Genomic DNA, 11,998 nt, shown 5'->3' on the forward strand with positions numbered 1-11,998 from the left:
CCGTTTACAAAACTAAACTGCCACAGTCCTGTTGAATTCAGGACTATGGCAGCATAGGTGTTTTTTCTTGTCCCGTTTTACTGGGTCAGTTCAAAGTGCCAAGGGTTTATAGTTATTAATATGCTTGGATATATTGTTCTCTTTCCCAAGGGTGAACTTGCGTACGGACTACATTTTAATAGGAAGAAACTCGTTAAAATCATATCAAATGATTGATAAATCAACCTTAAAAATATTTGCTCTATCAAATGAAATCAATTATTTTCTAAATCCGTGGGTGTTTCGTGGGTGAACTCGTGGGTGTTTTCATAATGGACGAACTGTTAATATAAAAGGTTAGCACCTACTTATTCGGTAGGTGCTTAATTTATTCAAAATTTAATTCATAATCTAATTTTTCCGCTATTCTTTCATAAGTATTCAATTCATCTACGTACGAAAAAACAATCCTTAAATCCTTAATGTCAGAATCATTTAATATATAACCAAGCACATATTCTTTTTTTACGTTACCTAAATAATCACTATCAACATAATTTCCTAAAAACTCTTCACTCACTCCATCTATTTGTTGTTTTTTATCTGTAACAAGATTATCTATTCCATACCAGCTAATATCCTCATCGCTAGTATTTTCTACAATCATTTTAATTTGAAGATAATCAAATTCCCCATCAGTAACATCTCCAAAACGAGATACTTCATTCAAGATATCACTTGGCATATCAGACCATTTTATGATTTTCGCATTAACAAAGTCTATTTCTAAAGGTCCATGCTCTATTACTTCATTGATATTGGCTATATTAAGCAATTCAACTTTACCAAGTTCATCTTCAGCTATATCTCCTACTTCAGCCAGTCTTCCTTCTCGTTCAATTTCTTCTTCGGTTCTGGTATCCTTGTTTGCCGGTGCATTCTTTTCCTCTTTTTCAATATCGCCTTTTCCTTGTTCACTCGATGATACATTATCATTAGAACAAGCAACAACAAACAACAATAATAAAAACAATATGTATTTCTTCACACTAACCTCTCCCCTCTTTATACCATAATAATACAGTTACTTTTTACCTATGTAAAGGTAGCCATTAATCTGTCTTTCTAGTCAAATCACCAAGCACGTTTTGATGGACTCCAAGATATTCTGACGCAAGAAAATTGGCTGAGTTATACGAATGCAGTATGGAAGATTTGTACGAAAAAGACTAATTAAAATGAAGAAGACACCTATTATTTAGGCATCTTCTTCATCATTACATCCTTTAAAACATCATCTAACGTTGACTGAGCCAGCATCTCTAAAATTCTCTCTTGTCTGTACTTTTCATCATTCATCAAACGCAAGATTTCTTCTCGTTGTTCTTTTGGCATGTTGGCTAACTCTTTTAAGATACTTTCATCCAACGGGACCACCACCCTTCACGCATGACATATATACTATTACTTTCGACACTAACTGTTAAATTCCTTCCAGAAAATACAATTTGCATAAACTTAATAATTGGATATATAATAAGAACAAACGTTCTTGTTGTGAGGTGATATTGATGATCGATCGAGGAAATAAGAAATGGACTGCAATGATGATGCCTGAACATCTGGAGATGCTGCATGAGATTTTCGAAGAAGAACAGAAGATTGATAAGCCTACTTTATCTGAAGATCAGTATCATGAAATGCAGATCACCATCAATGAAGCTCTACAATTTAAAAAGAAATTAGATATAGTTTACTGGAACAATCATAGGCTTCATACTATTGAAGGTTTTATCGATAAGATCAAAGGAACTACGCTTTATGTAGATACTTCAGATGGTATTGATCTATTGGAGATAAATAAAGTTATGGAGTTGTCTTTATGCGATATATAACGGAAGAAGAATTCAAAATCGCAAGCCGTTATTTGTTCTTGTCTATGGCCATAGAAGTAATACAGAAGGATTTAGATACATTACGCAGCAACACCATCTTTAAAATTAACGAGCCTTATATTAAGTTGCTGGAATCGATTGAGAAGAAAGCTATTGAGGAAAGACGTGAGTTAAAGCAGCAAATGCATATGAAACATTTAAAGGTGTTACAGACAGGAAAAGATGATTTGTTTACGGAGTACACTTTTTACGCTAAGCGCAAAGAGGAAAAACGGAATTATTTTAATCCGGCTATAAGGAAGAAGGTTTTGTTGATATTGGAAGAGTTGTTGGAAGGTGTTGAAATGACAGTGAATTAGTCCTCATCACTTAGTTACTACGTTGGGGTTATAGGACTAAAACATGATGAGGACTGAACACAATGAAGGAAGGTTTGCTCCCTTGATTAGTATAATACCATATAAATGGATAACCCACCACTTATTAGTGATGGGCATTGAGGAGAATTGTGACCGCTTAATAAGATGAAACAGTTTTTGCTTGATAAAATGACACACATACTTTCCAGTTAAAACCTGTCTTTCATATAGTGGATAGGGTCGAAAGGATTTATGTAGGCATCAAATTAGTATATAATTAAATACAACAATAGTGTATATGGCATTATTTTTATGCATATCCAAGGAGAAAGTCTTATTCAACAAACGAGGCAGGTTTGTGCAATAAAGTATATTTAATAAAAAACCCTCTATATTTATTGAATACAGAGGGTTTTACATTATTGCTTAAATAATTCATCTCTATCAGGTGTTTGTGGTGGTTCTTCTATCCATCTATTGCTTATCATAATTTCTAGTCCATCCTTAGCGTATAAGGCAATTTCAACTGATAACCTTTGATAATTAATTATTAAATCATATCTCATACTAGCCGTTGAGGCAGTAGCATAGTTCCCTTGACCACTTGCACTTAATACATTTATTAAAAACATCATCAGCTTATCGGAGAAAACTCGGGTCGTAGAGTTAGTTACACAGTTATCCCACGATGTTGGTGCATGTAAATCTGACCCTGATAGGATTTTTGTGAATATTTTTATGTGTTTACGAGAAATCTCTTTGCCTCGTCGCATGAAAGCCATAACTTCTTCGGAATTGGTTGTCTGGGCAAATGCAATACATATCATTTCACCAACGGAATTTGTTTTTATATTTTGGAAAAGATGTAGGATTTCGATATAATTTAATGTCCTTTTGTTAGAAGGCATAAGTCCACTTAACAGATATTTTTTCCCTTGAATATACTCAATTTCTTCTGGTTTTGATAAGTAAGGGGGTCTAATATATATCCCTTTCGATAAACCAGTGTCAACTGTTAAATTAAATAGTTTAGAACTCTCAGCAAGAAACGTTGTAAAGAGTGAACGAATATCATCACGAGTGGAGGTTGCTTGTGAAATACTCCAAGCTAACATTCCTGCTGTACCCAAATTTTCAATGAAAGATAACATAAAGCCATCTGAAAATAATCTTGGAGATTTTAAGTCTACATCCTCCTCGGAAAAACCATCTGGAAAAGGAATTTCCTCAAGTTGAAATATTTGTCCAACATCTTTAACGACGCTTTCAGCAACATCTAGTGCCTGCTCAACCACAGAGCGAATAGCGTTGTCTTCTACTGTTTCCCTAAAATATTTCAGGATTTGGACAGACATACTATTTTGCACATATTGCGTCCAAAGCATTGCCATTTCTGATGAAGTGATTTGGGGCTTTTCCATAAGGTTATATCATCCTTTTTATAAAGTAGTCAGTTAGTAGAAGTGTTCCCAACAAATTTCATAATATTTATCAATTAATTAAATGGAAAATAAATTCAGATATTCAAAAGGTTAGGTAATTATAGAAGTTTTACTGGAGGTATGTCCCTATTAAACTAAAGGGGTGCGTTAGTTCAAGAACACAAATGTTTCAAAGAGCTAAAATATACATTATTTTATTCATAAAAATGTATACTTTGGCTCTTTGTTATTCACCTTTGCCGTATAAAATCAGGACTATGATTAACAGATGTCTTGTTATTAGGGGTTGCATTTCACTTTAAAAAGGGGAAGATAATTTCCAGTAAAGTGTGTCAGTTATTTCAGCAGAAACTGTTTCATTTTAGATGACGGTCACACAATGCAATGTTCGATATTAGAAACTTTTTTTCTAAATTCGAAAGTTTTTATCTATTTGCAGGAATTTTGTTGGGTTGTGTAGAAGTATGTATATTACACCATTGTATAAAGGGGAATTTAAATGCCGAAAATTGGTCATATAGTATTCGCAAAAGAGACTATGAAACAAAGAAATAGTAATAAATTAGTATTAGTTGAACCCTTTTCACACTTAGAAGCTCCTAAATTACCTTATACCGATACTTTTGTGGTTAATGTAGGATTATTCAATTTAAGACATAGTGTAGAATATGAGTTTGCATATTTTATTTATTCTCCCACCGGCGAAAAAATCACTGGAAAATTCATGGACGTTTTCCCTGAGCCTAAAGGTAGCAAAGACTTTAATAGTAATGAACCAGTTCATATAACTTTAAATTTAGGACTCGAAAACATTACCTTTGAAGAAGAAGGCGTTCATTGCTTTTTATTCCAAATCAATAACTTGCACGAAGAAAAATCTTGCTATTTTTATGTTCAAAAAGGTGATCAAAATGGGTGACTTAATACATTTGGACAACCATATATTATCAGAAACAGATCCTAATGAAATTGATTTACTGGAAAGTGGATATATTCCATACCAAGATGATAAAATAGAATTAGATGTAGATCAAAAATCATCCTTTGAGGTAGGTGATAATATGGAAAACAAAAATTTTGATACGTTTTTCAAAGAGTTAAAAGATGATATGCGTGAAAGAGAAAGTCGAACCCGAGAAGAAATAAATGCACGCGAAGAACGCTTTGAACGCTCTCTTGATAAATACCACCAAGAAAACAAAGAACGCGAAGAGCGCATTCATCAGTTAATTACCGAAATCAAAGATGATACTAAAGATTTTAAAAATGAAATAAAAGAAGATAATAAAGAGTTTAAGTCTGATATCAAACAGGAATTCCAAAATTTAATACAAGAATTCCAACAAACACAAGAAATAGTTTCTAATCTAACTAAGCATAATGAAAGTATTGCGACTACTAACAAATGGTCTAACATTGCTACTATTATTGGCATATCCGCTGTAGTTGTTGCATCAATAATCGCATTGATAATTTCTTAGTGATCGATAAAAATTATTTATCTTTTTCACAAGTCTTCATTTAGAAATTGCATAGTTCCACCTCAATTATTCAAGCCCAGGCTTTCCACACCTGGGCTCTTGTTAACTACATAGATAGTGTATTGTATTTACGACTTAAAATGTTCCTGCATTTAAACGACGTTGTAACTCTTTAACGACAAGTGACGGCCTACTCAATTTCTTATCGTAAACGGTACCCAAGTACTTCTGTAATTTTCCAATCGTATTAGGTCCTAATAAACCATCCACCTTAGCACCAATCTTGCTCTGTAGTGCTTTAATGACTAAGCTGCCTTTACGGCCGTTGCCAAAATCAATAGTGGATCCGTAAAAAGCTTCTGTTATTGCATTGCGTAATTGGTCACTGATAATACCATCTACAACTGTATCTAGATATTCTTGCAATGCTCTTGTTGTAGCATTACCCCACTTGCCATCAATCTTTAAATTAGCTTTCTTTGACTTCTTAGTCGACACTGCTTTTACTTTCGTGTCTGGTGCTTCAATGGATTTACCTTCCACCATTCTTAAGAAGTCATCCCATGATATACCATCTTTTTCTGCTCTTAATTGAGCAGGACAGTTTTTAGGATACCAGTCATGGTGCTGCTTAACGTCGCTAATAGATAGGTTGTGCTTATCTAATAAATGCTTCACTAGTTGAGCACCGTTTTCTAATGTCTTTTGGTAATCACCATCTGAATTAATACATAGTTCAACTGCAATGGAATCTAAATTACCTGGACCACGACCGTCTGTTGCATGCCAGCATTGCGCGTCATCTTCAAACGATTGAATAACTTGCGTATCATCTACTTGATAATGCCAAGACGCATCACGAGGGTTACCCTTTAATTGAATTTTAGCATGAGCGACCGCATCAGCGCCTTTATTAGTATTGCCTGTTTGATGTACGGTAACGGTTTTCTTACCGTTGTTATTGCCATAAGTTACTTTTGCAGCAACATCATCTGGAACAATCCATTTTTTAATGTTTACCATCATTTCCCCTCCTCTTTATCGTTAAACTCATCTCTTATTTCTTCAGAAATGCTCTTACTATTTTCTTGATCAATAGACTTCAATTTTTCAGCTAGTCCAGCTGGCACTAACACTCCTACTTCAGCCAGATTTTCGATTATACTTAAACCTTCATTGGCAATATAAAAAAGCACAGTCGCATAAGTGACTGCACCATTTAAACCTAATATTTGATCTACCACGTTAGCCAAGATGATTACTATCAGGATTAATAATTTTCTAGCATATCCAAAGAGCGATTTGCGTGACCACAAACGACCGTTTTTAATTGCCTTAAATACTCCTGTTATAATGTCCAATGCCATCAACAACAATAATAAATGCAAGAACTTCACATCTCCGAAAAGATACATTCTTGCAGCTTCTAAGTGTTCGATATTAACATCTCCCATCTTCTGTTCATCTCCTTATTCATAATAAGTGTGACCCCCTTCTATCTATTTTTGGGTATTAAAAAAGCACCTCGATTGAGATGCTTTAACTAAATAATTTTCTAAAGCGTTTTTCTCGTTCTTGGCGATCCTGCTCGTAAGCATTACATTCTGTGCATTCACACTTTTTAACACTACCAAAAACCTCATTTGTATTTGCTTTCAAACCATTTGCTATCTCAGCTTCAAGTGCATCTATTTTTTCTATTACTTTATCGTACGTCTTCCTTCTGATAAACATCATCCAGAACACTCCTTATTTTCAGACATAAAAAATACACCTTACTCGGTGCCAATCTCATTCAGTAAATGCTCTTGTGCTTTTGCTTCAAGCGTATCAAAGGAACCATCTTGGTTAAATTCTTCAGCAGTTAATTCGTAAACGCCGCTAATACTAACACTACGGTCTTCATTTTTGGCTGAATACGATATTCTTACACTTGTTGCTTCGCCTTCATTGTACTTGGTTTGTACAGATCTGATTTCAAAGTTCATTATTGATCCTCTCCTTTTTTAGATTCTGACTTTAACTGTTCATTTTCTTTCTTCAGACGTTTAACTTCTTCTTCTAATTCATTCTTTCTTTTTAGGATCGCTTCTTTTGCAGTCTGTTCATTTGCCAATCTAGCCTCCAGTGTACCTATCTTAGCTGATAGTTTGCTTTGAACATCCTTAAAGCTATAAGTAACTTCGCTCATTTATCTCCACCTCCCAACCGCATAAACATACGCAGATAAATAAGAGCTTGAACTTGAATAAGAGTATTGCCTAACGTTTACTCCCCCTGCATCAGGCGGACCTGTGATATCTCCCCATCTTGTAGTTGACGTAACGTTAACATTTACCGCAATGGGGTAACTTGTATCAAAATTAATTGGAAAATCAATATATTGAGAATCTGACCTATAAATGTTACCACTTGAAATGGTTGTGGTGGTCGATTGTGGAGTGCACCATACTTCTTGCCTTCCGTCTGAATATCTTATCCAACGACCATCAGCATTTTCTCCTTGTGAGACTACACTTACAATCTTCTGCGTGCCGTTGAAGCCGTCCTGTACAAAATCACCATCGCCGTCCACCTCTAACAATCTTACCGTTCCATGCTCATTAGTCATAAGAAGACCACTATGGTTTAACCTCATACTTCTTTGAGATTTTTCATACTCAAATGTGATAAGACCTGCACTCACGGTTAGCTCCGTTCCTTCTGACTCAGTCGCAGTTTTTCCTGTTGCAACGATTTCACCATTTTCATTTATCTCAACATGAGATTCTGAGCCGTCAGATATAAACCTAGAACCCTCAATAACCGCCCCTTCAATAGTACCTGTAAAAGTAGCATCCCCACCAAACACATGACCGTCAAAGTTGATTTGGCTAGCCTCAAAAGTGAAAGAATCCGCTTCTTGCGTAAAGATGGAGCGTACGTCGTTTTCTTCTACTTTTAATTCGATTTGGTTTGATAGTTGTGTAATTGATGATTCTGCTCTTAATATGGGACTGCTAACATTACCTACTGAATCAAACTCTTGAACGTTGCTGACATCAGATGTGTTCATTCCCACCAACATATTGCTGCTCGTACTCGAACCAATTTGTCCATAAAACTTAGGGCTGTTATTCCAAATGCCAAACGTTGATGACGGTTGATGCCTTAATGCTACATACTCATTTCCTTCGTATTCACAAGTAACCATTGTCCATGAATTTGTGTATTGTACATCAATTGCTTCGAAGTACCCTGATGGTGTAGTACCGTCTGTATTATTATTAAATACAACTTTTACTTCGCCCACACTATAATGACCAGATGTTCTACGTCCACTTAGAGTACCTATGACAAAATTCTCTTGACCAGTTAGGTCTGATCTACATAATAAGATGACATAATCATCAGATGATGACATAGGTATATCGACATTATATTCCCTTGCTCTTTGATTAATTTCACTATTAATATCTGAAATGTCATCATTGTAAACAGATTCTTTTACCCTTAATTCAATTTCACCTTCTAAACCATTAATATCAACTTCTGCATTAGCTACTCTTGTCTCAACATCATCTACATATTCAGAATCTGCCTTTAATTCAATTTGACCTGCCAATTGGTTGAACTCGGATTCAGCATAAGAATAAACAGAATCGATTTCAGATTGTACGTCCTCTGGTGCAGGTGTCCAGTCAGTAGCTTTGTTCCCCCTTTCCACTTGTATATCCCATATATCAGCAACAAAGTTATCATCATACTCTGGTCGATTTGGCTGTATATATAGGTTGGAATTACCACTTGTTGGATGTTCTCTATACGTTAAATGTACTTCGACATTGTGTGTCTCGTTGTCATCAGGATATGGATTGTTACCTCCACTCCAGTGTCCAGATGTTCTATTCCTATCAATATAAACAGCTATATCAGTAAACCAAGTACAGTGACCATTTAATTTCACTATTGTTCCAGATATTTTCCTTATCTTAAAAGACAATATATATCTTTCTCCAATATTAAAAATATCACTAGAGATTCTAATATTTGGATTTCCCGAACTCGATGTTTTAGTTAAAGTGTATTTAAAGCCATCTCTATCTGCGGAACTATCGGATAAAGCCGATGTAGAGGCTAGATTCCTTCCGCCAACCTCAATATCAGCAATTGCACCTTCTACAAATGTAGCATCTACCTTACTTGAAATCTGCCCTGCCTGTATATCTAACTGAGCGTTTAAATCACTAATATCTGATGTATGATCACTTGTTGTTGTCTGCAAGCTACTTACATCAGCACTAATACCGTCATAAGCTACAGATAAACTGCCTACCTCATTACTAATACTAGTAACATCGTCTTCTAGATTTTCAAGAGCACTACGTTCCGCTTTAGCTTCGATTTGACCTGCCACAATATCTAAGTCGGCTGACAGATCAGTGACTCTTGTTTCGACTCCGTTGATATCTGCTTCAACATCTTCAGGTGCTGGTGTCCAATCAGTTGCTTTGTTGCCTTTTTCTAGCTTTGTTTCTCTAAATATAACTCCATTTCCCTCAGTAGAACCACCCACACCTGCATACGCATATATCCTTCCTTCATCCACATCTGCAACATACGTGTGCTCTATTCTTTCATCAATTATCGGTATCACAAATGACTGACTGTAATCACCGTTCGATTTTCTTACACGAATATTTATTTCATCCACTGTTCCATCGGTAACCTCAACATTACTACTGAATGTATATTCTTTACCTTGCTCAGTGGCATTATGAAAGAAAAAAGGATGATAGTTGCTAGAAGTTTGCGTTGGCTCTAAAATAATTTCTTTAGTGTTTTCGAGTATATTTCTCCCACCAATACTGAGCGCATTAAACTCATCTTGCAATCCTTCAACCACACTTGCCTCAGCTTTAAAACTAATAGCTTCAGCATTAGCACTAATCTGTGTACCTTGTGTACTTACTTCATTTTCTAATAATTCTAGATCGGTAATTGCTAATGATAGCTGACCTTCAACTTCGTCAAGGTCATACTCAACTGTTGTAATACGACCGCCTTGAGTTTGTAATTCATCAGCATGATTGGCTACATCAATTAACAATTGATCTGTTGTACTTTCAAGATCATTAACTGTATTGTTAATTGTTTCTACAACATCACTATCAGCCTTAAATTGTAATTGACCATCTACATACTCTAGATCAGCTTTATCCAGGAGTTCTTGATCAATTTCCTGTTTTATTTGGTCAGTATGATTATTAGCATTTTCCTCTGCCTGATCTGCTTTTTCCTGTGATCCTTGTTCAGTCTCAATTACTTCTGTCCAACCTACATCCGTTTCAATTTTATTAGCAGCGTCATTACCAGGTTTGTCTCGTTCTTCGATCTCAGGTTTGGTATAGGTAACTTCCGTAAGATCGGTCATGCTTATTTTGTTTTTAATTTGTTGCTCTAGGCTTTTCCATATAGCATCCACTTCTTCTTGCGTATATTCTGTAAAATCACCTAACCTTACCTGTTTCTCCGCTTGATCTTTTATATCTCGATCTTGGAAAAAAATACGTGCATCTAAATAAAGTGCAGGCTCATAACTGGTGTCTTTAATCTGAATGGTATCGCCAAATCGGAATTTTTTATGTTCTAATCCTGGTACCTTTTCTAAATCTGCAATGGTACCTTCATAGGTAACAATCGCTTTAACACGTTTGGCTAACTCTTGCTCTCCCAGTTCGATTAATCGCTCTTCAGTAGCATTCTCTTCCATTTCAAACTGTGGTTCATAATCTTTAATAATATGCTTACCGTTACGTGCCCAGCGCTGAAAAGCTTCTTCATCCTCGACTACAACTTCTAGCCGATCACCATTTTCGTCTTCAGGACCAATGACATTTAACGCTGTTACAATTTCATCTGTATTTTCCACACGTCTTAGTCCTAATAAGTCTTTACCAAACTCTACACGTCTACCGCGCCATTCACCAACGCGCTCTAATAGATCAGCATATCTTCCGATCATTTTTCCATTATCATGTTCAATCCGGAAATGTAATTCTAAATTAAACACAGATGCGAGTCGTTTTAAATAGCCGTAAGGATGCGTCCGGCTTTCGAATGTAATACTACGTACTGCATCACTTTCGACAATTCCTATTTGCCATTCTGTGCCATCTAGTGCGATTCCTGCATGTTGTCCTACTGTTAAGGATGATGTTGTGTGTTCTGGTATGACTTTTGCTGTTCTTAGTTCCGCGTAACTAGCAAAGCTATATACTTCCAATTCTCTTTCAATACGATCTTCCTGTACTTCATAAATAATAAACTCTAAAAATTCACCATCCTCTCCAGGGATGATGATTCGGTTATTTCCTTCTATATATGGTGAATAAGGCTTATCAGCATGTGTGGTAAAATCAAACGTTTCACTACCATCTTCAAGCGATTTCTTATGGCTATTGGAGATGACATTTCGATACCTTATATGTGATAATGCTTCATAATTATTACCATCTGCTACAAATACTTGTGACATCCTTTCACCTCATTTCTTGCTTTGACATGGATTATGAGTATCGTTCACGGTATCTTCCACTAATATTGAGACTATCACTCGGAAGCACCACAAGCTGGTTTTCACCTTTTTTTAGAGTGAAGTAATCCACTCCTAACATATTATCCTCATACACTTCACCATTTATATAAACTTGCCCATTGTTAGTATGGTCAAATGTTATAATATCTCCAGGTTGAGCGATATTTGGCGTCTGATCTTCTGTGACTGTTTGCAATGCAAAAACCTCAACGCTATTAATGCGTAATCGTGACGGACTTGGGCGGTCTTGATACTTCCCGACAAA

Annotated in this window: 14 protein-coding genes; 4 read left to right on the forward strand and 10 right to left on the reverse strand. The window is 35.7% G+C overall.

Going from position 1 to position 11,998, the window contains the following annotated elements; all coding sequences use genetic code 11:
• Nucleotides 1–367: 367 nt before the first annotated feature.
• Together D569_RS0121645 and D569_RS24530 are read right to left on the reverse strand one after the other, a co-directional pair.
• Nucleotides 368–1,027, reverse strand: coding sequence for a hypothetical protein (locus D569_RS0121645; RefSeq protein WP_018934537.1), 660 nt, complete (start codon nt 1,025–1,027; stop codon nt 368–370).
• Between the two features lie 206 nt (nt 1,028–1,233).
• Entirely contained in the window at nt 1,234–1,407 is a 174-nt protein-coding gene (locus D569_RS24530) for a hypothetical protein (RefSeq protein WP_018934538.1), read from the reverse strand.
• Between the two features lie 143 nt (nt 1,408–1,550).
• Between D569_RS24530 and D569_RS0121655 the strand changes: the two genes are divergently transcribed.
• Both D569_RS0121655 and D569_RS0121660 read left to right on the forward strand, forming a co-directional pair.
• Entirely contained in the window at nt 1,551–1,874 is a 324-nt protein-coding gene (locus D569_RS0121655) for a YolD-like family protein (protein ID WP_018934539.1), read from the forward strand.
• Nucleotides 1,862–2,233, forward strand: coding sequence for a YhjD family protein (locus D569_RS0121660; RefSeq protein WP_018934540.1), 372 nt, complete (start codon nt 1,862–1,864; stop codon nt 2,231–2,233). The genes D569_RS0121655 and D569_RS0121660 overlap by 13 nt, the downstream gene beginning before the upstream one ends.
• 419 nt (nt 2,234–2,652) lie before the next feature.
• On the opposite strand, the gene D569_RS0121665 is transcribed toward D569_RS0121660, so the two are convergent.
• Entirely contained in the window at nt 2,653–3,654 is a 1,002-nt protein-coding gene (locus D569_RS0121665) for a DUF3231 family protein (RefSeq protein ID WP_018934541.1), read from the reverse strand.
• A 520-nt stretch (nt 3,655–4,174) separates the two neighbouring features.
• Between D569_RS0121665 and D569_RS0121670 the strand changes: the two genes are divergently transcribed.
• Together D569_RS0121670 and D569_RS0121675 are read left to right on the forward strand one after the other, a co-directional pair.
• Complete coding sequence (locus D569_RS0121670; RefSeq protein ID WP_018934542.1) at nt 4,175–4,594, forward strand: hypothetical protein; 420 nt, start codon at nt 4,175–4,177, stop codon at nt 4,592–4,594.
• A complete protein-coding gene (locus D569_RS0121675; RefSeq protein ID WP_018934543.1) occupies nt 4,587–5,156 on the forward strand; it encodes a hypothetical protein in 570 nt (189 codons plus the stop codon). The genes D569_RS0121670 and D569_RS0121675 overlap by 8 nt, the downstream gene beginning before the upstream one ends.
• Before the next feature lie 135 nt (nt 5,157–5,291).
• Here the strand turns inward: D569_RS0121675 and D569_RS23770 are convergent, their stop codons facing one another.
• The 7 genes from D569_RS23770 to D569_RS0121710 all read right to left on the reverse strand — a co-directional run.
• Complete coding sequence (locus D569_RS23770) at nt 5,292–6,182, reverse strand: peptidoglycan recognition protein family protein (RefSeq protein ID WP_245548536.1); 891 nt, start codon at nt 6,180–6,182, stop codon at nt 5,292–5,294.
• Nucleotides 6,179–6,610 (reverse strand): phage holin family protein, encoded by a 432-nt coding sequence (locus D569_RS0121685; RefSeq protein ID WP_018934545.1) that lies wholly within the window; start codon nt 6,608–6,610, stop codon nt 6,179–6,181. The genes D569_RS23770 and D569_RS0121685 overlap by 4 nt, the downstream gene beginning before the upstream one ends.
• Nucleotides 6,611–6,695: 85 nt before the next feature.
• Nucleotides 6,696–6,893: a hypothetical protein gene (locus D569_RS0121690; RefSeq protein WP_018934546.1), complete on the reverse strand. Its 198-nt coding sequence runs from the start codon at nt 6,891–6,893 to the stop codon at nt 6,696–6,698.
• A gap of 38 nt (nt 6,894–6,931) precedes the next feature.
• Nucleotides 6,932–7,144 carry a hypothetical protein gene (locus D569_RS0121695; RefSeq protein ID WP_018934547.1) on the reverse strand — a complete coding sequence of 71 codons (213 nt, stop codon included), beginning with the start codon at nt 7,142–7,144 and terminating at the stop codon, nt 6,932–6,934.
• A complete protein-coding gene (locus D569_RS0121700; RefSeq protein WP_018934548.1) occupies nt 7,144–7,347 on the reverse strand; it encodes a hypothetical protein in 204 nt (67 codons plus the stop codon). The genes D569_RS0121695 and D569_RS0121700 overlap by 1 nt, the downstream gene beginning before the upstream one ends.
• Nucleotides 7,348–11,673: a phage tail spike protein gene (locus D569_RS24965; RefSeq protein WP_018934549.1), complete on the reverse strand. Its 4,326-nt coding sequence runs from the start codon at nt 11,671–11,673 to the stop codon at nt 7,348–7,350.
• A gap of 31 nt (nt 11,674–11,704) precedes the next feature.
• On the reverse strand, nt 11,705–11,998 hold a 294-nt coding region (locus D569_RS0121710; RefSeq protein ID WP_026287431.1), incomplete at its 5' end, for a phage distal tail protein.

The sequence above is a fragment of the Gracilibacillus lacisalsi DSM 19029 genome, assembly GCF_000377765.1.
GTDB lineage: Bacteria > Bacillota > Bacilli > Bacillales > Amphibacillaceae > Gracilibacillus > Gracilibacillus lacisalsi.